Below are 19,079 nucleotides of genomic sequence, written 5' to 3'. Positions count from 1 at the left end.
GGTTACTCGGTGGTGGCGCCGGTCAGGACGGAGGCCACCATGGCGTGCACGGTCTCGGTCGTGGGCGGGGGGCCGGTGCGGTCGGCGTAGAGCAGGTGGCCGGCGCCGACGAGAGTGGGCGCGAGCGTGCCGGGGTCGGCGCCTTCGGCGATGCGGCCCTGGTCGCGTTCGGCGGCGAGGTAGCCGGCGAGCATGGCGGTGGCCTCGCTGAGCAGCGGCAGCCCGTGCGGGGTGCTCTGGCGCAGGCGGGCGCGCAGGTCGTCGCGGAAGGTGACGAGGCCGACGACGGCGACCGCGACCGGGCCGAACAGCTCGGTGAGCGCGGCGGCGAGGTTGCCGGTGACGGTCGCGGTGCCCGCTGCCGCGCGCAGGGCGGCGGCCTGGGCGTCGAGGCGGGCGATGCGGTCCTGGACGAGGGCGGCCAGGAAGTCGTCGAAGTCGGCGAAGTGACGGTGCAGGACGCCCTTGGCGCAGCCGGCTTCGGTGGTGACGGCGCGGCTGGTCAGCCCGTGCGGGCCGGTGCGCAGCAGGATGCGCTCGGCGGCCTCGAACAGCTGCTCGCGCGCGTCGCGCAGGGCCACTCCGGTGGGCATCGCGGGTCTCCTCTGATGGTGGCGCTGACATCTCTTCGTGGCGCCGGCGTCCCTGGGGTGCCGGCGTCCCTGGGGTGCCGGCGTCCCTGGGGTGCCGGCATCGCTGTGAGTGAACGACGTTGCTTGAGTGGGCGAGCGCCCACTAGTGTGGGCGCATGCCCACTATATCGCCGGGGCGGGAGCCCCATGAGCATCGTGAGATCGCCGAGTCGTTCGGCAACGACGCCGAGCGCTACGACCGCGCCCGGCCCCGCTACCCCGAGGCCCTGGTCGAGCGCGTCGCCGCCGCCGGGCCGGCCGTCCTGGACGTCGGCTGTGGCACCGGGATCGCCTCCCGCCAGTTCCAGGCGGCCGGGCGCCGGGTGCTGGGCGTCGAGCCGGACGCCCGCATGGCCGCCATGGCGCGGCGGCTCGGCGTGGAGGTCGAGGTGGCCACGTTCGAGGACTGGCAGGCCGATGGGCGGGTGTTCGACGCGGTCGCCGCCGCCCAGGCCTGGCACTGGGTCGACCCGGTCGCCGGTGCGGCCAAGGCGGCCGGTGTGCTGCGGCCGGGGGGTGTGCTGGCCGTGTTCTGGAACGTCGCCCAGCCGCCGGCCGAGCTGTCGGAGGCGCTGGCCGACCTGCACGTGCGGCTGGTGCCCGACTCGCCGTTCGACCCTCGGGCCTGGGCCGGCCGGGGCGAGCCGTACGCGCCGATGCTGGCCACCGCGGCCGGGGGCATCGCCGAGGCGGGCGGCTTCGGCGAGCCCGAGCGGTGGCGTCAGGACTGGCAGGCGCCGTGCACCCGCGAGCAGTGGCTGGACCAGTTGCCCACCTCCGGCATGTTCACCCGCCTGCGGCCGGAGCTGGTGGCCGAGCTGCTGGAGGGCGCCGGGGCCGCGGTCGACCGGCTGGGCGGCACGTTCACCATGCGCTACACGAGCGTCGCCGTGCTGGCCACGCGCCTCACCGGGTGAGGGAGCCGCTCTATGGGGTGAGGAAGCCGCGCAGGAGGCGGACGTAGACGGCGGGTTGTTCGTGGGCGATGCCGTGCCCGGCGTTCTGGACCTCGACCAGGCGGGCGGCGGGCAGGGTGTCGCGGTAGGCGGCGGCGATGTGCGGGTGCACGTAGTCGCAGGTGCCGCGCAGGATGAGCGCGGGCACGCGGACCTGGCGCAGGCGCGGCCGGGGGTCGGGCACCCGCAGGGTGTCGGCGACGGTGAACTGGTTGGCGTAGAAGCCGGGCGCGTTGCCGTGCGCGGGGGCGGGCGGGGCGCCGGGGCAGGTGGTGGCGTCCTTGCCGGTCAGGAGTAGTTCGCGCATCCGGGTGTCGGCCTCGCGGTCGGGGACCAGGGCGTGCGCGGCGGCCGGGGAGTTCTCCAGCAGCAGGGACAGGGCGATCATGCGGGGGTCGCCGAGCAGGTCGTCGCGGCGGCGGGCCTGCTCGGGGGTCAGGCGGTTCCACGGCTCGCCGATCTCCCCCGCGGCCGGCGCCCACAGCGCGCCCGGGGAGACGAACACGGCCTTGGCGACCCGGCCGGGGTGGGCGGCCAGGTAGGCGGCGCTCAGCGTGGCGCCCCAGGAACGGCCGACGAGGATCAGCTTCGGCGCGCCGAGCAGGTTCCTGATCGCCTCCAGGTCGGCGACCTGGCGGCCGACGGTGTAGCCGGTGACGTCGGCCAGGCGGCTGGAGCGGCCCGCGCCGAGCTGGTCGTAGGCGTAGACGTCGAAGCCGTCGGCGGCCAGGTCGGCGGCGCCTTCGGGCAGGCCTTCGCCGGCCGTTCCCGGCCCGCCGTGCAGGAAGATCACCGGGTACGGCCGCGCCCCGCCGCGCTGGTGGGCGTAGGCGATGCGGGAGCCGGTGGGCAGGTCCCAGTAGCGCACGTGCGCCGGATCGGCGGCGGCCGGCGGCACCGGCCACGGCCGCAGGACCAGCGCCCAGGCCCCGGCCGCCGACAGGGCGGTGACGGCCAGGGCGAACCAGGCCGCCGCCCGCCAGGCCTTGCGGGTCAGCGGGCGCAGGGCCAGGCGGCCGAGCAGGAACGCGGTGAGCAGGCAGACGGTGGCGGCAGCCGCGTACAGCAGGGGCAGGGACGCGGTGACGGAGGCCGCGGCCAGGAAGGCGAAGGCGGCGGCCGCGACGGCCAGGACGGACGCCAGCAGGGCGGCCAGGACGCCCGCCGCGCGGCGCAGGAAGATGAGCATGGCGACAAAGATCCTCGTCGCGGGGGTGGCGGGGCATCGGGAGCGACCCCGGCCTTGGCCCTGAGAGCGCGCCCGGCGGCTCCTCCGCCAGGACCGGCGTGGTCCCCGCCGTGCGGCGGGGTTCCGGTAGTTGATCTACTTTGTAAAGGCGATAGACTGGGGTGATGGCTCAGCCGTACCTCACCCTCAAAACCCTCATCGAGCATGAGAACGAGGTGCGGCGCTCGCGCTTCCTCTGCGCGATCAGTCCCGCGGCGAGTGTGGAGCAGGCGCAGGCGTTCATCGCCGGGCGGCGGCGGCTGCATCCGTCGGCCACGCACAACTGCACCGCCTATGTGATCGGGCAGAGCGTGCAGAAGGGCGACGACGACGGCGAACCGGGCGGCACGGCGGGCACGCCGATGGTGCAGGCGCTCGTCGGGCGGGGTTTCAGCGACGTGGTGGCGGTGGTGACGCGCTACTTCGGCGGGGTGCTGCTCGGGGCGGGCGGCCTGGTGCGCGCTTACGGTTCGGCGGTGACCGAGACGCTCGACCGCGCCGAGCCGGTGCGGATGGTGCCGGCCCGGCTGATGCGGGTGTCGGTGGCGCACGACCAGGCGGGCCGGGTGGAGAACGATCTGCGTGCTTCGCGGTATGCGGTGGGCGAGGTGGCCTATGGGGCGTCGGTGGTGTTCTCGGTGGCGGTGGGCGCCGATGAGGTGGCGGCGTTCGGCGACTGGGTGGCGGCGCTGACGGCCGGGCGGGCGCTGGTGGAGGCCGGGCAGGCCGTCCACGTGCCGGGCTGAAATATTGGGGTGAGCTTTGGCAGCGGGTCAGGCAGAGTTGACGAATGATGTCCGATTTCGTGCCTGGTCTTGAGTTGTCCCGTGCCTTCTATGGCGAGGTCGTGGCTCCGTTGGTCGGGGCCGTTCCGCACAGTGCCGCGCTGATCGGCCCCGGTTCCGAGGTGCTGGCGTTCGACACCGAACGTTCGGCCGACCATGACTGGGGGCCGAGGGTGCTGGTGTTCGTCGCGGGCGGGGATGTGGCGGCAGTGCGGGCCGCGGTGGCGGCGGGGCTGCCGGAGCGCTTCGGCGGGTATCCGACGGTGTTCGGCTATCGGGGGCGGTCGGGGCCGGGGGTGCGGGTGTGTGAGCTGGGCGGCTGGCTGGAGGAGGTGCTGGGGTTCGATCCGCGTGGCGGGGTGTCGGTGATGGACTGGTTGTCGGTGCCGTGGCAGAGCCTGGCGGAGGTGACGGGCGGGGAGGTCTTCCATGACGGGCTGGGGGAGCTGGAGGCGGCGCGGGCGGCGTTGAGCTGGTATCCGCGGGATGTGTGGCGGTATGTGCTGGCGTGTCAGTGGATGCGGATCGCGCAGGAGGAGCCGTTTCCCGGGCGGTGTGGTGAGGTGGGGGACGAGCTGGGTTCGGCGGTGGTGGGGGCCGGGCTGGTGCGTGAGGTGATGCGGCTGGCGTTGTTGCTGCGGCGGCGGTATCCGCCGTATGCGAAGTGGCTGGGTAGTGCGCTGGCGCGGGTGCCGGGGTCGGCGGAGCTGGGTGAGGCGCTGGCGGTGGCGGTGGGGGCGCGTTCGTGGCGGGAGCGGGAGGCGGGGCTGGCGCGGGCCTATAGCCGGGTGGCGGCGGTGCAGAACCGGATGGGGCTGGCCGAGCCGTTGGACGCGCGGGTGCGGGGGTTTCACGACCGGCCGTTCCTGGTGATCGGCGGGGAGCGGTTCGCGGGGGCGTTGCTCGCGGCGGTGTCGGATCCGCAGGTGGCGGCGTTGCCGGTGGTGGGGTGTGTGGATCAGTTGTCGGATGGGGTGGCGGTGGTGCGTCGTCCCGGGGTGGCGCGGGCGGTGACGGAGGCGGCGTTGCGGGCTGCTTGAGCTTGTCGCGCCTTCAGGCCTTCAGGCTTGGCTGATGGCTGGGTTGTGGGCTGGGCGGACGGGCTGGCGCAGGAGGGTGCGGGGGTGGGGGTGGTCGTGCGGGGTCAGGTAGATCTCGTGGTGGGGGCCGTTGGGGTGGAGGTGGTGTTCGCGCATGTAGGCGGTGATGTGCTGGAGGGTGCGGGGTTCGTCGCTGTAGGGGCCTTCGTGGAGCATTTCGACGCAGTCGCCTTCGGTGTGGGTGGCCAGCCGTACGCGGTCGACGGGGGCGCCTGAGGGGCGGGCGGCTTCGCGGGCGCGTTCGAGTTCTCCCGGTTGTGGTACGGCGGGCAGGCTGATGAGCAGGTGCCAGCGCCACTGGTCGCGGGGGACGGTGAGCGGGGGCCGGTCGTCTTCGACCCACCATTGGCCTTCGAGGGGGCCGTGGCCGGTGGCGAGGGTGATGGCGAGGGTGTGCAGGGCGTGGATGGCGCTGATGTGTTCGGGGCCGCCGGGTGCGCCGATGCCGGTGACGTTGAGGCAGGTGACGGGGCCGTGGGTGGTGCGGGTGGGGGTCATGGGTGCTCCTCGGGGTCGATGGGGATCATGAGGTGGGTCAGGAGGCGGTCGGGCGGGGTGGTGGCGGGGTCGGAGATGTAGACCTCGCGGATGGGGCCGGTCAGGGGGTGTCCGCGTTCGGCGCACCAGGCCAGGACGGCGTGGGCGGTGAGGGAGATCTGGTCGTAGGGGCCGGTGTGGGTGGCGCTGGCGAAGGTGCCGCCGGGCAGGAGGGCGCGTTCGAGTCCGGGGGCGGGTGATGGGGCCTCGCCGGGGGTGAGGGCGAGGGTGGCGGTGATGTCGATGTGGTCGTCGAGGTCGATGGGGAACAGGGCGGTGAGTTCGGGCGGGCGCTGGGTGGGGGCGGCGGTCAGCAGGCGGGCGATGGCGGCGCTGGTGGCGCGCGGGATGTCGTTGGGGCCTGCGGCGTGTTCGCGGGTGAGCAGGACGGTGCGGCTGGGTTCGGTGGTGAGGCGGACGGGGGCGCCGGGCAGGCCGTCGGTGATGAGGCGTTCGAGGGAGGCGAGGGTGCGGCGGCGGCGGTCGAGTTCGGCTTCGAGGTCGTGGCGTACGTGGTCGAGTGCGGTGGTGGCTCCGGTCAGGACGTCGGCGACGGTGGCCAGGGGGACGTCGAGGGAGCGCAGCAGGCCGATGGTGAGGGCGTGGCGGGCTTGGGCGGGGTGGTAGTAGCGGTAGCCGGTGTCGGGGTCGACGTGGGCCGGGGGGAGAAGGCCGAGTTCGGCGTAGTGCCGGAGTTGTTTGATGCTCAGGCGGCTCAGGCGGGCGAACTGCCCGATCGGCATGAGGTCTGCGTCCACGTGTTCCAGGATGGTCTCTCCGGTGGGGGGAGAGTCCACCGGCCTTGAATATGCCGGTTGCGTTATATAACTGTCGGCGTATACTCGTGGCATGTTCGAGGTGCTCGCCGAGCCGGTCAGGAGGCAGATTCTCGACCTGCTGCGCGAGCGGCCGCGGCTGGTGGGGGAGCTGGCCGAGCGGACCGGTCTGAGTCAGCCCGGCACCTCCAAACACCTGCGGGTGCTGCGGGAGGCGGGCCTGGTCGTGGTCCGCAAGGACGCCCAGCGCCGCTGGTATGAGCTGCGCGCGCAGCCGCTGGCCGAGATCGACGCGTGGCTGGCCCCGTACCGGGGCTTGTGGACGGCGCGGCTGGACGCGCTCGAAGCCCACCTGGAGACGATGGAGGACCGTGATGCACGATCGCCTGAGCAGTGACGGCGCCCGCACCAGCCTGCACATGGAACGCCGCCTGCCGCATCCGCCCGAGCGGGTGTGGCGCGCGTTGACCGAGCCCGGGGAGGTGCGGCAGTGGTTTCCGGCGGAGATGCGGGTGGAGGGCGAGAGGGTCGTCTACGACGTCGGTCCCGAGGGGCGCGTGCTGGCGTTCGACCCGCCGCGCCTGTTCGTGCACACCTGGGGTGAGGACGAGCTGCGCTGGGAGATCCGCCCCGACGGTGAGGCCAGTGTGCTGACGCTCACGCATACGTTCGGGGACCGGTTCGGGGCGGCCAGTTTCGCCGCCGGGTGGCACACCTGCGTGCGGGCGATGGCGGCGGTTCTGGACGGCCGTCCGGTGGCCGCCGAGCGTGACAGCGCGCACCTGCACGAGGACTTCGTGGCGCTGCTGGGCCTCGACGGCGTGCGCCCGCACCGGCCGGGCGTGCGCTATGAGCGCCAGCTCACCCGTCCCGCCGCCCAGGCGTGGCGGTATCTGTCGGGTGACGGCGCCCGTCTGGGGGCGCCGCCGCCGGCCGCGTTCGTGCCGGGCGGGGTGAGTGCGGGCGTGGTGAGCGCGCTGGAGGGCGACAAGCTTCTGGAGTACGGCACGGCGGCCGGCACCGTCCGCTGGGAGCTGGCCGAGGGCACCGGGCAGGGCCCGCGCCTCGTCGTCACCGACACCGGGGCGGCCGGCGCCGCGGTCTGGCGCAGCCACATCGAACACCTGGCTAACGACCTGTCGGACCTGCCTCCTGCCTGAGGAGCCTGGACCTGCCTGGCCGCTTCAGGGGTGGTCCGGGTGGGGGTGCCGGTCCGGGTGGTGGCCGGGCGCCGTTGCGGCGCCCGGCCCGTGCGACGTGAGCAGCGATCCCCCCGATCTGCGCGCGCCGGCGTCGGCGGGTGGGGTGGGGGCGGCTTGCCGTAAGGGATAGGCAGGTCTGTGACGGACGGGTCGCCCGAGGGGCTCAGCACGTCAGGAGAGTGGTTCGCTCGCGGCCGAGGACCGTTATCGCGGCCAGCGCCGCAGCCACCAGGGCCAGCGCGGTCCACGGCAGCGCCCACGCGCCCGCGGACTCCAGCAGCAGCCCGCCGGTCAGTGATCCGGCGGCGATGCCGGCGTTGTAGACGGTGGTCTGCAGGGCGGTGGCGACGTCGGCGTTGGGGGCGCGGGTGCGTTCGATGAGGGCGCTTTGCAGCAGCGTCGGCACCCCGCCGAACGCCAGCCCCCACACCGCGGCCGCCACCAGCACCACCGCGGGCGAGGTGCCGGCGGCGCCGAGTCCGGCCATCGCCGCGCCCACCCCCACGAGCGCGGCGACCAGCGCCGCCCGCAGCCGCCCGTCGATGAACACCCCCGTCAGCCACACCCCGGCCACCGTCGCCGCCCCGAACACCAGCAGCACCCCGCCCGCCTCCATCGCGGCCCGCCGGGCGAGCGGCGCGAGGTAGGTGTAGACGGCCTGGTGGGCGAGCAGCACGACGAGCGTCACCGACAGCCAGCCCCGCACCCCCGGCAACGCGGCCACCGACCGCAGCGGCAGCCGCCGGGCCGCGGCCTGGCCGGGCACCGGCGGCACCGCCCGCGCCACCCAGATCGCCAGCAGCGCCGCCGCGACGGCCAGCGCCCCGAACGCGGCCCGCCACCCGGCCACCTGTGCCAGCGCGCTGCCGGCCGGCAGTCCCGCGCACAAGGCCACCGTGATTCCCGCCGAGACGATCGCGATGGCCCGCCCGCGCCGTTCGGCCGGCACCAGGCGGGCCGCGTAGCCGACGAGCATGGCCCACAGCGTGCCGCCCGCCACCCCGGCCAGCAATCGCAGCACGAACGTCAGCGGATACGACGACGACAGCGCGGTCGCGGCGTTCAGCAGCGCGAAGCAGCCCAGCACCACGAGCAGCACGGGCCGGCGTGGTAGTGAGCGGACCGCCGCGGTGATCGGGATCGCCGACAGGAACGAGGTGAGCGCGTAGCCGGTGACCAGGAAGCCCGCCTGGCCGGGCGATACCGACAGCTCCCCGCTGAGCTGGGGCAGCAGGCCGGCGGGCAGGAGTTCGGTGACGACGGCGGTGAAGGCCGCGCACGACAGCGCCGCCAGCGCCCCCGCGGGAAGCCGCGTGGTGGACATGCGGCTATCGTGAAACCTTCACATCAGTGTGAAGGCAAACGGGCGGGGGGACGGCATGCGGATCGGCGAGCTGTCGCGGCGCACCGGGGTGCCGGCCCGGATGCTGCGCTACTACGAGGAGCAGGGCCTGCTGGAGCCCGAGCGGGCCGGCAACGGCTACCGCCTGTATGGCGGGGCGGCGGTCTACCGGGTGCAGCAGATCCGCGGCCTGCTCGACTCCGGCCTCACCACGGAGATCATCCGGCGTATTCTGCCGTTCCTGGACGCCGGTGACATCCACCTGCGTCCGCAGTGCCTCACTCCGGAGCTGGCTGAGCTCCTGCAGGCCGAGGCCGACCGCATCACGGCCCGTATCGACTGCCTGGCCCGCAACCGCGACGCGCTCCTGCGTTACCTGTCCACCGTCCGCGGCTGACCCCCCTTTGGTGCTGAAAACCGGTGGAAGGTGTCCCGGCCGTCTGGCTACGGTCGGCCGGATGCGCGTGGTGTGGTTGTGCGGGCCGTCGGGGGTGGGTAAGTCGGCGGCCGGGTTCGAGATCTTCGCCCGGTTGGGCCGTGCCGGTGTGCGGGCGGCGTACCTGGACACCGATCAGATCAGCTTGGTCCATCCTCCGCCGCCGGATGGCACCCATCATGCGCGGGCGCGGGCGCTGGCGGCGTTGTGGCCGGTCTTCGAGGCGGCCGGGGCGGGGTGGCTGGTGGTGTCGGGTTACGTGGACACCGCTGATGATGTGCTCCCCTACGGGCCCGCTCTGCCGGCGGGGGTGGTGCGGGTGCGGTTGCGGGTGGGTGTGGCCGACCGCGTGCTCCACCTGGCCACGACACCATCCGGGCCTCGGGCCATCGCCGGAGGCCCGGCAGGCGCCCATGCCCATGGCGAAGGTGGCGAGGTGGTGTGGCTGTGCGGGGCGCGCGGGGCCGGGGTCTCGACCGCCGGGTATGAGGTCTTCCGCCGGGTGCTGGCCTCCGGTGTCCGGGCCGCCTACGTCGATCTGCGGCAGATCAGCTTCCTGGGTCCCGGGACGGGTGTCGATCCGGCCGTCGCCGGTCAGACGCTGGCGGCTCTGTGGTCGGTTCATCGCAGTGCCGGGGCCGAGTGCCTGGTCGTCGCGGGTCCCGCTGATGATCGTGACACCCTGGCCCGCTACGCCGCAGCGCTGCCGGGCACAGCCGTCACGGTGTGCCGTCTGGACGCCGGGCCCGCCGCCCTGGCCGAACGGCTGCGGCTGCGCGCCCTGGGTCAGGGGCCCGCGATCCCGGGTGACGATCTTGCGGGCCGTACCCCGGAAGAGGTGCGGGGGTGGGCCGGGCGGGCCGCGCGGCAGGCGCGGGACCTGCGGCGGGCCGGTGTGGGGGACGTGCACGTGGACACCGACGGGCTCACCCCGTCGCGGGTGGCAGAACTGGTGCTGCAGGCCGCGTGGCGGGGGAGCCGGTGAGGAAGGGGGTCAGCAGGCCGGGCAGGGCCTGTTCGGCGAAGCGCACGCCCTCGCCCATGAACACGTCCTTGACGTGGTAGACGCCGCGCCCGCCCGGGGTGGTGGCGCTGAGCCGGCACAGGGTGGAGCGGCGGTGCCAGGACCATTGGGTGAACGTCCAGCCGATCACCCCGTCGCGGCGCAGGGCGATCGTGCGGCGTTTGAGGGTGCCGTGGCGGGTCACCAGGTAGCGGCCGGTCAGGCCGTGGCCGAGGTTGCGGTAGGCGTCGCGGGCCAGGAGCAGTCCGCTCGCGCCGGCGATGAGTGCGGCGATCCAGGCGAGCGTGAGCAGGGGCGTCCACAGCCATGCGCCGAGGGCCGCCGGGAGGGCGCCCGGGGCGGCGGCGGCCAGGAGTGCCCAGCGCACGCGCCGCGTCAGCGCGAGCCTCGGGTGTGGCAGGAGGCGGACGGTGCGGGCGGGGTTGTCGGGTTCGCGCAGGACGTTGGCGGCGACGTGGTGGGCGTGGGCGATCGGGGCGGGCGGGAGCAGGGCGGCGGCGTTGAAGGCGCGCATCTCCTCTTCCGCGCTGCCGGAGCCGGTGATGACGGCGTAGGTGTAGGCGGCGCCGGCGGAGCGCAGCAGCAGCGGTTCGGCGATCTCGACGCCCTGCAGGCGATCCTCCTGCAGGGTGGCCGAGCGGGTGACGAACAGGCCGCGGGTGGCGCGCAGGCCGCCGTCGGATTCGCGGACCAGGCGGAAGTTCCACCAGGTCTCGGTGGCCAGCGCGAGGGTGGCGGCGATGCCGATCAGCAGGAGCCCGAGGGCGGTGAGGGAGGCGAGGGCCGGCAGGTCGGGGCGGGCGCCGAGCCATTCGATGAGACGGGGGATCAGGACGGTGTCGGGGTCGTAGCCGAGCATGTCCAGGCCCTGGTAGGTGGCGCCGAGCGCGCCGAGGCCGAGCGCCGGGGTGGCGAACGTCAGCGGCGCGAGCCGCAGCCAGCGGCGCTGACCGAGCGCGATCACCTGGTCCTGGCCGGCGCCGTCGCGGCGGACCAGGGCCGCGCGCAGCGCCTGGGCCTCGGTGCGGGGCAGGGCGTTGAGGGTGAGGGCGGCCTGCTGGTCGGAGGAGGTACGGTGGCCGGTCTCGACCTTGACCACCGCCAGGGAGAACACGCGGTGCAGCGGGTTGGCGCTCAGTTCGACGCTGCGCACGCGGGCGCGGGGGATGGCGCGGTGGCGGCGCAGCAGGACCCCGGTGCGCACTTCGATGTGCTCGGCCGTCAGCCGGTAGCGGGTCTTGGCCCACAGCAGCGCTTCGTAGCCGACGCCGGCCAGCACCAGCGGGACCGGCGCGCTCAGCCACCAGGGCGCCTCGCGCCACCACAGCACCGCCAGCGCGGCCGCCATCGCGCCGACGCACCAGGCGGCCGCGACCCAGATGATGCGCACGTCCAGCCGCCGCCAGGGCGGGCCGGTTTCGGGGTTCATGCGGCGTCTCCGCCCCGGGCGCGGGCGGCCAGGTCCTCGGCCAGCAGCCGCGCGTCCTCGTGGTCGAGGCCGTCGATCGTCAGTGCCCCGGCGGCCGAGGCGGTGGTCACCACCACGCTGGACAGCCCGAACAGCTGCTGCAGCGGCCCGCGTAGCGTGTCGACGGTCTGGATGCGTTCCATGGGCGCGATCCGCCACTGCTCGCGCACCCATCCGGCGCGGGTGAACACCGCTTCCTGCGCCACCTCCCACCGGTGCACGCGCATCCGCCACGGGGGCATCGCCACGATGTAGATCAGGCCGGGGATGGCCAGGATGGCGGCGGCCAGCAGCAGCCAGCGGCGGGCGGGTGTGATCAGCACGGCGAGGAGCACCAGCAGCAGCACGGGCGGCAGCACGCTCACCAGGGCCTGGGCCAGCCACCAGCCGAACGCGCGCTCGTCGGGGCTTCGGCTGGGCGGTCGCAGAGTGTCCATGACGGCAACGGTAGAGATCCGGGCAGGTGGGGCGGAATCCGGCTGAACGCACAGCGGGGGTGGAGCTAGGTACACCCCCACGGCAGAAAATATTGGAGTGCATGGCAAAAAGAGAGTGTGGTTAGATTTTCTTTCGTGAGTGAAGGCCTGCGTGAACGCAAGAAGCAGCGCACCCGCCGCCATCTGTCGCAGGTGGCCATGGCGTTGTTCGTCGAGCGCGGCTTCGACGCGGTCACCGTCGCCGAGGTCGCCGCGGCGGCCGAGGTGGCGGTCAACACCGTCTACAACTACTTCCCGGCCAAGGAGGACCTCGTCCTGCCGCCGGAACAGGCCTCGCCGGGCCGGCTGGCCGCGATCGTGGCCGCCCGCCCGGCCGGGGTGAGCGCCGCCCGCGCCGTGCTCGACCACCTGCGTGATGAGGTACGGCGGCGCGATCGGAGCCTGGGCCTGAGCGAGGGGTTCGGCCCGGTCTTCCTCATGATGCGCGCCGCGCCCACCCTGACCGCCCGGCTGGAGGAGCTGGGCCGTCAGATGAACGAGAAACTGGCCGCCCAGCTGGCCGGCGAACAGCCCGGTGACCGGCTGGGCGCACGGGTCGTGGCCTGGCAGCTCGGAGCGGTGCACGCGCTGGTCTACACCGAGATCGGCGCCCGCGTGGCCGCCGGTCAGCCGCCCGGCCAGATCGCCGGCGCCGTGCTCGACCTCCTGGACGCGGCCGAGTCCGCGCTGGCGGAGCCGGTGCTCGGCTATGCCGGACGAAAGGACGAACCATCATGTTCCGTGTGACCGTGCGAGGCAGCTTCGGGCCCCTCGACGAGCGGGCCAGGGCGGCGGTCGAGGCCGCGGCCGGGCCCGCCTACACCCGCGAGGGGACCTTCACCCACGACGCCACCATGGCCGCCTTCACCTTCCGCTGCCAGGTGGCCGCCGAAGACGACGACGGCGAGGCCGAGGCCGGGCAGGCGGCCCTGGAGGCGCTGGCCGCGCACGGCCTGCCGTACCGGGTGCTGAAACTCGCCGTGACCGACCTGCGGCAGGTCAGGATCCGGCGGCGGTGAGCGGGCGCGCCCGGCGCAGCCCCGCGAACTCCAGCACCGCGTAGACGGCGACCACGAGCGCGCCCACCAGCATGAACGCCACCCCCAGTGCGGTCAGCGGCAGCAGCGGCGAGGCCACCAGGGCCAGCATCGCCACCGCCGACATCCCGTTGCCGGCCACCGCCATCGCCGCCAGCCGGGCGGGGATGCGCGGATAGCCGGCGATCAGCCCCAGCGCGGCCGCCCCGCCCAGCATCGCCACCCCGAACGGCACCGCCCACGTCACCGGCAGCCCCAGCGGCCCGCTGAGCGGTCCCGCCAGCGCCAGCATGACCATCCCGAACACCGCCGTGCTCCACCCGTCGACGCGCAGCACGGTCCGCAGCAACTCCTGGCCTCGTCCATCCATCACGGCGCTCCTTCCGCGGGCTCCCGCACGCCGGGGCCCGCTGCCGAGGCTGCCAGCCGGCACGTCATGACCTCAATAACCTCCCAGGTCATGTCCGGGCGCTGGCTATCCTCCACAGCATGAACGACTCCCACACCGGAGCGCTGCTGCGCCAGTGGCGGCGCCGGCGCAAGGTCAGCCAGCTGGAACTGTCGCTGCTGGCCGAGACCTCCGCCCGCCACGTGTCGTATGTGGAGACGGGCCGCTCGCGGCCGAGCCGGGCCATGGTGCTGCGCCTGGCCGAGGCCCTGGAGGTGCCGCTGCGCGAGCGCAACACGCTGCTGCTGGCCGCCGGGTACGCGCCCGCCTACCGGGAGAGCCGCCTGGGGGAGGAGGGCATGGCGGCCATCAGCGCCGCGTTGCAGACGATGCTGAGCGCGCACGAGCCGTATCCGGCGGTGGTGGTGGACCGGCTGTGGAACGTCGTGGCGGGCAACACCGCCATGGGCGTGCTCATGGACGGCGTCGACCCCGACCTGGCTGCCGGGGCTCCGAACGTGTTCCGGCTGACCCTGCACCCCGGCGGCCTGGCGGGGCGGCTGGTCAACTACGGGCAGGTGCGGTCGTTGTTCCTGCGGCGGCTGCGCCGTCAGGCCGATGCCGGGGACGCGGAGCTGCGGGAGCTGTATGAGGAGGTCAGCCGCTACCCGGCGCCCGAAGGCCACCACGACGACGATGGGCAGGAGGAGCTCGCTGCCGGGCCGATCCAGGTGCCGCTGCGGGTGCGCACGCCGCTGGGGGAGTTGTCGATGTTCAGCACCATGGCCACGTTCGGCTCCCCGGCCGACGTGACGCTCTCGGAATTGGCGATCGAGCTGTTCTACCCCCTCGACGAAACCACCGCCGCCGCCCTACGCCACCTGGCCGGCCACCCCTGAGCCACGACCGCGCCCCAGCCCTCTCTACGACGCGGCCTTCTGCGGCGCGGTCAGGATCACCGGCCGGGCTCGTCTTCGCCTGCGTCATCGCCGCGCGCGCAACAGCAGCCCCCGGCCCGGCCGTCGCCCGGTTCGCCCTCTCAGCCGGGCGACTCTGAGCGCGCAGCCCCCAGGCGGAGTCCTCGTGCGTGTGCCTTGTCCCGGCAAGCCGGATCGCCACCCCCTCAGCCCGGCGGCTTGGGAGCGCGCAGCAGCGGGTGGGCGCGCATGGCCACCTCCAGCTCACCCGGCAGCTCATCGCGGTAGCGGCCCAGCGTCGACAGGTCACTGTGGCCCAGCACCCGGCGTACCGCGTCCATGTCGACCGCGTCGGCCAGCAGATGCGTGGCCGTGGTGTGGCGCAGTCCGTGCGGTGTCACCGACCGTCGCCGTTCCGGATCGACGCGGGCCTGCACCCGGTCGATCACCGCCTGCACGTCCCCGCGCGCCAGCCGCCGCCCCCGCCACGACAACAGCAGCGCCTTCTCCTGCGCGGGCCCCGCCCCCCGCTCACCGAGCAGGTACGCCTCCAGTGCCGCCGCCACCCCTTCCGGCAACGGCACGTCCCGGGTACGCCCGCCCTTGCCGAAGATCCGCCAGTAGCGCACCCCGTCATTGGTGTAGAAGTCTTCGACGTTGGCCCGCACCAGCTCCGACACCCGCGGCCCCACTGCCGCCAGCAGCAGCACGATCAGCCCGTCGCGTAGCGGCATGCGCTGATCCCGCCGCCCCTCGGCCTCCTGCCCGCCCAGCTCCCGCGCCGCCCCGATCAGCCCTTGGGCCTGCTCACGGGTCAGGGCCCGCCGCTCGGCCCGCAGCCCGCCGCGTTCGCGGGCGCTGACCGTCACTGCGGCCATCGGGTTGATCTGCACCCACCCGGCCAGCGTCGCATGCTTGAACAACGCCGAGATCGACCGGCGAAACCGCGCCTGCGAGGAGGCGCTCTGCAGCGACGTGCCCGGCGCCGCCCGCACCGCCTGCCCGCCCTCGGGTGAGCGCCGCCCGTCCGGCTTGCGGGCGAACGCCAGCAGGACCGCGTCGACGTCCTCGCCGCTCAGATCGTCGAGCACGGCCCCGTCTCCGGCCAGCGCCACCAGCGTCGCCACGTCGCGGGCGTAGACCTCCGCCGTGGCCGGTGACAGCGCCCCGGTCACCGTCTTGGCCCGCACGAGCTCCACATAGCGGTCCGCCGCCTCCGCCACCGTCAACCGGTTGAGCTCCGCCGGCCGCACCCGCCCACCTCCGCCTCGATAGCACGCCCGTATGGAAAGATCCACAGCCGACGGTAGCGACCGGCACCGACAAAATCGATCAGCGCTCTTCCACCGGGGGAACACCACCTTGCCGCACATCGCCATGGTCAGCATCCCGGCACCCGGGCACGTCAATCCGAGCCTGGAGGTCATCCGCGAACTCGCCGCCCGCGGCCACCACGTCACCTACGCCAACGCCCCCTCCTACCGCGACACCGTCGAAGCCGCCGGCGCCACCCACGTCCCCTACACCTCGCTGCTGCCTCGGGACACGGCCTGGCCCGAGGACACCATCGCCCAGCTCGACCTGTTCCTGCGCGACGCCGTCTCCATGACCCCGCAACTGCGCGCCGCCTACGAAGGCCGGCGCCCCGACCTGTTCCTGTACGACATCGGCGCCGCACCCGCCCGCGTCCTGGCCGAACAGTGGGCCGTCCCCGCCATCCAGCTCTCACCCACCTACGTCGCCTGGGACGGCTACGAGACCGACATGGCCCCCGTGATCGAACAGCTGTATGCCACCCCCGAGGGCGCCGGCTACCAGCGCCGCGCCGAGCAGTGGCTGCGCCAGGAGGGCATCGCCACCCCGCACGCCGACTTCGTCGGCCGCCCGCCCCGCTGCCTCGTCCTCATCCCGCGCGCCCTGCAACCCCACGCCGACCGGGTCAACCCCGACGTCTACACCTTCATCGGCCCCTGCCTGGGCGAACGCGGCACCTGGACCCCACCCGCCGGCGGCGGCAAGATCCTGCTCATCTCCCTCGGCTCGGCCTTCACCGACCAGCCCGCCTTCTACCGCACCTGCCTGCGCGCCTTCGGCGACCTGCCCGGCTGGCACGTCATCCTGCAGATCGGCCGCCGCCTGTCGGCCGCCGACCTCGGCCCCATCCCCGCCAACGTCGAGGTCCACCCCTGGGTCGAGCAGCTGGCCATCCTGCGCCACGCCGGCGCCTTCCTCACCCACGCCGGCATGGGCGGCGCCAGCGAGGGCCTGGCCTGCGGCGTCCCCATGATCGCGGTGCCGCAGGGCGTGGATCAGTTCGCCAACGCCGACCATCTCGTCGCGCTCGGCGTGGCCCGCCGCATCGACACCGACGCCGCCACCCCCGGCCTGCTGCGCGCCGCCCTGCACGAGCTCACCACCGACCCGCGGGTCGCCGCCCGGCTGTCCGCCGCCCGCCACGAACTCACCGTCGAAGGCGGCGCCCACCGCGCCGCCGACCTCATCGAAGCCGCCCTCTGACGCCGCGGCGGGGCCGTACCCCACCATGAGGTACGGCCCGCCCACACGCCCGGTCCACGCACACGCCTGGCCCGCGGAACCCGCGGGCCTTCGCGCAGATCGTCTACCGGCCTACTCCAGGACCACCTTGTGGTAGACCTCCAGCTCGCGCACCTCCGCCGTCAGCTGCACCCGGATCCCCGCCACCGGCCGCACATGCCGCCCGAGCAACTCCACGACCACCTGGGCCAGCCGCCGCCGCACCTCCTCCTCGCGCCCCGGCAAGATCGCCACTGCGGCGTGCACCATCGCCTCCCGGGCGTCCCCGCCCGCGATGACCCCGTCGTCGATCCGGTAGAAGCGCGACTTGAACGCCTCCACCTGCCCCCCGACGACCGCCGCGCCCTCCTCGTGCAGGGCCAGCGCGAAGGCCCGCCGGTCGAACGCCTCCCGCAACACGGCCGAATACTCCACAGTGACCTGCGGCACCCCTGCTCACTCCCTTTCACCCGAATGACGCCCGCAGGCTAACCCATGCGCCGGCGGCCACGGGCGGCCAAAGGGGCTCAGCACTCCCGCATCGCGGCCCGGGTCTGCTCGGTGGACATGGGCGGCACCGGCAGGGGCCGGGCGGCGGCCGGGCGCAGGCCGTCCAGGGCGAGGGCGAGGTGGCGCCGCCAGACTCCCGGCGCCACCTTGGACGTGGCCTTGACGGTCGCCGCCACCCCCCACACCACGAACGCCATGTCGGTGAGGGTGACGTCGCCGCGCAGGTGCCCGGATCGCCGGGCGCGTTCGAGGATCTGTCCCATCAGGCCGAATCCGCGATCCCCGTCCACCGTGACGGTCCGCGCGGCGAGGTCGTTGTAGCCGAGGTCGGCGGCCTGCAGTTCGCACACTCCGGTGAGGAACGCGGCGAACCCCTCCCCGGCGTCGTCCATCGCCAGCGCCCTCTCGGCCAGTTCGGTCACGGTCGCCGCACGATCCGCGAACACCGCCTCCACCAGGGCGTCGCGGGTGGGGAAGCGGTTGTAGAGCGTTCCGATGCTGACGCCGGCCGAGCGGGCGATCTCCTCAAGCGGCACGTCGAGGCCCCGGTCCGCGAACAGCTCCCGGGCCGCTCGCAGCAGGCGCTCGCGGTTGTGTACGGCGTCCTTGCGCATGCCCGCGATCCTAGCTAAGTTGAGGCCCATCTCAAGTTGAGGAGAACCTCAAGTTATGGCGCGGACCATCGTGATCACCGGCGGCACGAACGGCATCGGCAGAGCCCTCGCCCGCCACTACACCGAGCGCGGCGATCACGTCGTGGCCGTGGGCGGCAGCCGGGAGGGCGGGCGGCGCCTGCGCGAGGCCGCCCCGCAGGCCCGGTTCGTCAGAGCCGACCTCAGCTCCCTGCGCCGGACCCGCGCCCTGATCGAGCGGCTCGCGACCGAGTACCCCGTGATCGACGCGCTGGTGCTGGCCGCGTTCCGGTTCAACCCGGTCCGCGTGGAAACGGAGGAGGGTGTCGAGCACACCTTCGCCCTCTACGTGCTCAACCGCTGGCTCATGGCCGAGGGGCTGCGTGAGCCGTTGGAGAGGGCGCCGGCGCCGGTGATCGTCAACCTGTGCGGGGCCGGTCAGGGCGGCCGGGTCCACTGGGATGACCTGCAGCTGAAGGACAACTACCGGGGGCTGACCGCGACCCTGCAGGGAGCGGCCGCCAGCGAACTGCTGGGCACGGCCTACCTCTCCGGGCGGACGAGGTATGTGCTGTACAACCCGGTGTTCGTGGCGACCGGGTTGCACGAGCCGTTCAGGCAGCCGCTGCGCGGCCTCATGCGGGTGGCGTCGGCGGTGTTCGCCCAGCCGGTGGCCAGGGCCGTGCCGCCGATCGCCGCGCTCATCGACCACCCGCCGGCCGAGCCGCTCACGGCCTGGAAGAAGGGCAAGCCCCTCCCGCTGGCCGTGGACCGGGACCAGGCGCGGCGTTTCGCCGAAATCCTCCGCACGGTGACCCGGTCCGCCCTCCCTTAACACCCCACGGAGAGCTCAGGTGATCTTCGGGGTGGCGCGCATGCCGTACCGTCGGACAGGGTGGAGAAGATCACGGGCATGAAGGCGTCGCTGAACGAGGGGCCCGCGCCGCTGCCCGCGAACACCGTCGGCGTGACGGCGGTGAGCTCGATCTCCAAGGGCGTGGTACGCGACCTCGGCACCATGGCCCTCCCGTAGCGATCGAAAGCAGATCAACAGCCGCTCTCCGTAGGACGACGGAAACCTCGGTTACGTGTAACGGA

The 19,079-nt window shown here is 73.7% G+C and carries 24 protein-coding genes; 13 read left to right on the top strand and 11 right to left on the bottom strand.

Going from position 1 to position 19,079, the window contains the following annotated elements; all coding sequences use genetic code 11:
• Nucleotides 1-2 precede the first annotated feature (2 nt).
• Nucleotides 3-593, bottom strand: a complete 591-nt coding sequence (locus HNR40_RS35440) for a TetR/AcrR family transcriptional regulator (protein ID WP_184969251.1) — start codon at nt 591-593, stop codon at nt 3-5.
• Between the two features lie 155 nt (nt 594-748).
• Between HNR40_RS35440 and HNR40_RS35435 the strand changes: the two genes are divergently transcribed.
• Nucleotides 749-1,549 (top strand): class I SAM-dependent methyltransferase, encoded by an 801-nt coding sequence (locus tag HNR40_RS35435; protein WP_184969249.1) that lies wholly within the window; start codon nt 749-751, stop codon nt 1,547-1,549.
• A 10-nt stretch (nt 1,550-1,559) separates the two neighbouring features.
• On the opposite strand, the gene HNR40_RS35430 is transcribed toward HNR40_RS35435, so the two are convergent.
• Complete coding sequence (locus HNR40_RS35430; protein WP_184969247.1) at nt 1,560-2,777, bottom strand: alpha/beta hydrolase; 1,218 nt, start codon at nt 2,775-2,777, stop codon at nt 1,560-1,562.
• Between the two features lie 164 nt (nt 2,778-2,941).
• Between HNR40_RS35430 and HNR40_RS35425 the strand changes: the two genes are divergently transcribed.
• Nucleotides 2,942-3,562: a YigZ family protein gene (locus HNR40_RS35425; RefSeq protein ID WP_184969245.1), complete on the top strand. Its 621-nt coding sequence runs from the start codon at nt 2,942-2,944 to the stop codon at nt 3,560-3,562.
• A 101-nt stretch (nt 3,563-3,663) separates the two neighbouring features.
• Nucleotides 3,664-4,641 carry a DUF4037 domain-containing protein gene (locus HNR40_RS56670; protein ID WP_312896636.1) on the top strand — a complete coding sequence of 326 codons (978 nt, stop codon included), beginning with the start codon at nt 3,664-3,666 and terminating at the stop codon, nt 4,639-4,641.
• Nucleotides 4,642-4,662: 21 nt separating this feature from the next.
• Here the strand turns inward: HNR40_RS56670 and HNR40_RS56665 are convergent, their stop codons facing one another.
• Together HNR40_RS56665 and HNR40_RS35410 are read right to left on the bottom strand one after the other, a co-directional pair.
• Nucleotides 4,663-5,199 (bottom strand): GyrI-like domain-containing protein, encoded by a 537-nt coding sequence (locus tag HNR40_RS56665; protein WP_184969242.1) that lies wholly within the window; start codon nt 5,197-5,199, stop codon nt 4,663-4,665.
• Nucleotides 5,196-5,996, bottom strand: a complete 801-nt coding sequence (locus HNR40_RS35410) for a MerR family transcriptional regulator (RefSeq protein ID WP_312896635.1) — start codon at nt 5,994-5,996, stop codon at nt 5,196-5,198. Before HNR40_RS35410 ends, HNR40_RS56665 begins: the two co-directional genes overlap by 4 nt.
• Before the next feature lie 91 nt (nt 5,997-6,087).
• Here HNR40_RS35410 and HNR40_RS35405 point away from each other — a divergent pair, with 91 nt between their 5' ends.
• Together HNR40_RS35405 and HNR40_RS35400 are read left to right on the top strand one after the other, a co-directional pair.
• On the top strand, nt 6,088-6,411 hold the full coding sequence (locus HNR40_RS35405; protein WP_184969238.1) for an ArsR/SmtB family transcription factor: 324 nt from the start codon (nt 6,088-6,090) through the stop codon (nt 6,409-6,411).
• A complete protein-coding gene (locus tag HNR40_RS35400; RefSeq protein ID WP_184969236.1) occupies nt 6,389-7,174 on the top strand; it encodes an SRPBCC family protein in 786 nt (261 codons plus the stop codon). The genes HNR40_RS35405 and HNR40_RS35400 overlap by 23 nt, the downstream gene beginning before the upstream one ends.
• Nucleotides 7,175-7,379: 205 nt before the next feature.
• Here HNR40_RS35400 and HNR40_RS35395 read toward each other — a convergent pair whose 3' ends face one another.
• The gene (locus HNR40_RS35395) at nt 7,380-8,540 is read right to left on the bottom strand and encodes an MFS transporter (RefSeq protein WP_184969234.1); all 1,161 of its coding nucleotides are present in this window, start codon (nt 8,538-8,540) and stop codon (nt 7,380-7,382) included.
• A gap of 55 nt (nt 8,541-8,595) precedes the next feature.
• On the opposite strand from HNR40_RS35395, the gene HNR40_RS35390 reads away from it, so the two are divergent.
• On the top strand, nt 8,596-8,955 hold the full coding sequence (locus HNR40_RS35390) for a MerR family transcriptional regulator (RefSeq protein WP_184969232.1): 360 nt from the start codon (nt 8,596-8,598) through the stop codon (nt 8,953-8,955).
• A 61-nt stretch (nt 8,956-9,016) separates the two neighbouring features.
• A complete protein-coding gene (locus tag HNR40_RS35385; protein ID WP_184969230.1) occupies nt 9,017-9,979 on the top strand; it encodes a nucleoside/nucleotide kinase family protein in 963 nt (320 codons plus the stop codon).
• Here the strand turns inward: HNR40_RS35385 and HNR40_RS35380 are convergent.
• The gene (locus HNR40_RS35380) at nt 9,921-11,447 is read right to left on the bottom strand and encodes a PH domain-containing protein (protein WP_184969228.1); all 1,527 of its coding nucleotides are present in this window, start codon (nt 11,445-11,447) and stop codon (nt 9,921-9,923) included. The genes HNR40_RS35385 and HNR40_RS35380 overlap by 59 nt on opposite strands.
• Nucleotides 11,444-11,923 (bottom strand): PH domain-containing protein, encoded by a 480-nt coding sequence (locus HNR40_RS35375; protein WP_184969226.1) that lies wholly within the window; start codon nt 11,921-11,923, stop codon nt 11,444-11,446. Before HNR40_RS35375 ends, HNR40_RS35380 begins: the two co-directional genes overlap by 4 nt.
• 135 nt (nt 11,924-12,058) lie before the next feature.
• On the opposite strand from HNR40_RS35375, the gene HNR40_RS35370 reads away from it, so the two are divergent.
• Nucleotides 12,059-12,709 (top strand): TetR family transcriptional regulator, encoded by a 651-nt coding sequence (locus HNR40_RS35370; protein WP_184969224.1) that lies wholly within the window; start codon nt 12,059-12,061, stop codon nt 12,707-12,709.
• Complete coding sequence (locus tag HNR40_RS35365) at nt 12,697-12,981, top strand: DUF6204 family protein (protein ID WP_184969222.1); 285 nt, start codon at nt 12,697-12,699, stop codon at nt 12,979-12,981. Before HNR40_RS35370 ends, HNR40_RS35365 begins: the two co-directional genes overlap by 13 nt.
• Here HNR40_RS35365 and HNR40_RS35360 read toward each other — a convergent pair.
• Entirely contained in the window at nt 12,962-13,369 is a 408-nt protein-coding gene (locus HNR40_RS35360) for a hypothetical protein (protein ID WP_184969220.1), read from the bottom strand. The genes HNR40_RS35365 and HNR40_RS35360 overlap by 20 nt on opposite strands.
• 119 nt (nt 13,370-13,488) lie before the next feature.
• On the opposite strand from HNR40_RS35360, the gene HNR40_RS35355 reads away from it, so the two are divergent.
• Nucleotides 13,489-14,286 (top strand): helix-turn-helix domain-containing protein, encoded by a 798-nt coding sequence (locus tag HNR40_RS35355; protein WP_184969218.1) that lies wholly within the window; start codon nt 13,489-13,491, stop codon nt 14,284-14,286.
• Nucleotides 14,287-14,510: 224 nt separating this feature from the next.
• Here HNR40_RS35355 and HNR40_RS35350 read toward each other — a convergent pair whose 3' ends face one another.
• Nucleotides 14,511-15,557, bottom strand: a complete 1,047-nt coding sequence (locus HNR40_RS35350; protein WP_184969216.1) for a tyrosine-type recombinase/integrase — start codon at nt 15,555-15,557, stop codon at nt 14,511-14,513.
• A gap of 31 nt (nt 15,558-15,588) precedes the next feature.
• Here HNR40_RS35350 and HNR40_RS35345 point away from each other — a divergent pair, with 31 nt between their 5' ends.
• The gene (locus HNR40_RS35345) at nt 15,589-16,821 is read left to right on the top strand and encodes a macrolide family glycosyltransferase (protein ID WP_184969214.1); all 1,233 of its coding nucleotides are present in this window, start codon (nt 15,589-15,591) and stop codon (nt 16,819-16,821) included.
• Between the two features lie 111 nt (nt 16,822-16,932).
• Here the strand turns inward: HNR40_RS35345 and HNR40_RS35340 are convergent, their stop codons facing one another.
• Together HNR40_RS35340 and HNR40_RS35335 are read right to left on the bottom strand one after the other, a co-directional pair.
• Nucleotides 16,933-17,289, bottom strand: a complete 357-nt coding sequence (locus tag HNR40_RS35340; RefSeq protein ID WP_184969212.1) for a 5-carboxymethyl-2-hydroxymuconate Delta-isomerase — start codon at nt 17,287-17,289, stop codon at nt 16,933-16,935.
• Nucleotides 17,290-17,366: 77 nt separating this feature from the next.
• Nucleotides 17,367-17,963 (bottom strand): TetR/AcrR family transcriptional regulator, encoded by a 597-nt coding sequence (locus tag HNR40_RS35335; protein WP_184969210.1) that lies wholly within the window; start codon nt 17,961-17,963, stop codon nt 17,367-17,369.
• Between the two features lie 55 nt (nt 17,964-18,018).
• Here HNR40_RS35335 and HNR40_RS35330 point away from each other — a divergent pair, with 55 nt between their 5' ends.
• Both HNR40_RS35330 and HNR40_RS35325 read left to right on the top strand, forming a co-directional pair.
• On the top strand, nt 18,019-18,816 hold the full coding sequence (locus tag HNR40_RS35330; protein ID WP_184969208.1) for an SDR family NAD(P)-dependent oxidoreductase: 798 nt from the start codon (nt 18,019-18,021) through the stop codon (nt 18,814-18,816).
• Between the two features lie 60 nt (nt 18,817-18,876).
• On the top strand, nt 18,877-19,014 hold the full coding sequence (locus HNR40_RS35325) for a hypothetical protein (protein WP_184969207.1): 138 nt from the start codon (nt 18,877-18,879) through the stop codon (nt 19,012-19,014).
• Nucleotides 19,015-19,079: the final 65 nt, after the last annotated feature.

Source organism: Nonomuraea endophytica (assembly GCF_014203235.1).
Taxonomy (GTDB): Bacteria; Actinomycetota; Actinomycetes; order Streptosporangiales; family Streptosporangiaceae; genus Nonomuraea; species Nonomuraea endophytica.
The sequence above is the reverse complement of the archived record's forward strand: the minus strand, read 5'-3'. Positions and strand labels throughout refer to the sequence as shown.

Excerpts from the sequence above, each read along its gene's own strand:
- HNR40_RS35380 (WP_184969228.1), bottom strand. The coding sequence starts at position 11,447 with ATGAACCCCGAAACCGGCCCGCCCTGGCGGCGGCTGGACGTGCGCATC.
- HNR40_RS35360 (WP_184969220.1), bottom strand. The coding sequence starts at position 13,369 with ATGGATGGACGAGGCCAGGAGTTGCTGCGGACCGTGCTGCGCGTCGAC.
- HNR40_RS35405 (WP_184969238.1), top strand. The coding sequence starts at position 6,088 with ATGTTCGAGGTGCTCGCCGAGCCGGTCAGGAGGCAGATTCTCGACCTG.
- HNR40_RS35365 (WP_184969222.1), top strand. The coding sequence starts at position 12,697 with ATGTTCCGTGTGACCGTGCGAGGCAGCTTCGGGCCCCTCGACGAGCGG.
- HNR40_RS35330 (WP_184969208.1), top strand. The coding sequence starts at position 18,019 with ATGGCGCGGACCATCGTGATCACCGGCGGCACGAACGGCATCGGCAGA.
- HNR40_RS35335 (WP_184969210.1), bottom strand. The coding sequence starts at position 17,963 with ATGCGCAAGGACGCCGTACACAACCGCGAGCGCCTGCTGCGAGCGGCC.
- HNR40_RS35390 (WP_184969232.1), top strand. The coding sequence starts at position 8,596 with ATGCGGATCGGCGAGCTGTCGCGGCGCACCGGGGTGCCGGCCCGGATG.
- HNR40_RS35435 (WP_184969249.1), top strand. The coding sequence starts at position 749 with ATGCCCACTATATCGCCGGGGCGGGAGCCCCATGAGCATCGTGAGATC.
- HNR40_RS35385 (WP_184969230.1), top strand. The coding sequence starts at position 9,017 with ATGCGCGTGGTGTGGTTGTGCGGGCCGTCGGGGGTGGGTAAGTCGGCG.
- HNR40_RS35345 (WP_184969214.1), top strand. The coding sequence starts at position 15,589 with ATGGAAAGATCCACAGCCGACGGTAGCGACCGGCACCGACAAAATCGA.
- HNR40_RS35375 (WP_184969226.1), bottom strand. The coding sequence starts at position 11,923 with ATGGACACTCTGCGACCGCCCAGCCGAAGCCCCGACGAGCGCGCGTTC.
- HNR40_RS35440 (WP_184969251.1), bottom strand. The coding sequence starts at position 593 with ATGCCCACCGGAGTGGCCCTGCGCGACGCGCGCGAGCAGCTGTTCGAG.
- HNR40_RS56665 (WP_184969242.1), bottom strand. The coding sequence starts at position 5,199 with ATGACCCCCACCCGCACCACCCACGGCCCCGTCACCTGCCTCAACGTC.
- HNR40_RS35430 (WP_184969247.1), bottom strand. The coding sequence starts at position 2,777 with ATGCTCATCTTCCTGCGCCGCGCGGCGGGCGTCCTGGCCGCCCTGCTG.
- HNR40_RS35400 (WP_184969236.1), top strand. The coding sequence starts at position 6,389 with ATGCACGATCGCCTGAGCAGTGACGGCGCCCGCACCAGCCTGCACATG.
- HNR40_RS35355 (WP_184969218.1), top strand. The coding sequence starts at position 13,489 with ATGAACGACTCCCACACCGGAGCGCTGCTGCGCCAGTGGCGGCGCCGG.
- HNR40_RS35425 (WP_184969245.1), top strand. The coding sequence starts at position 2,942 with ATGGCTCAGCCGTACCTCACCCTCAAAACCCTCATCGAGCATGAGAAC.
- HNR40_RS35395 (WP_184969234.1), bottom strand. The coding sequence starts at position 8,540 with ATGTCCACCACGCGGCTTCCCGCGGGGGCGCTGGCGGCGCTGTCGTGC.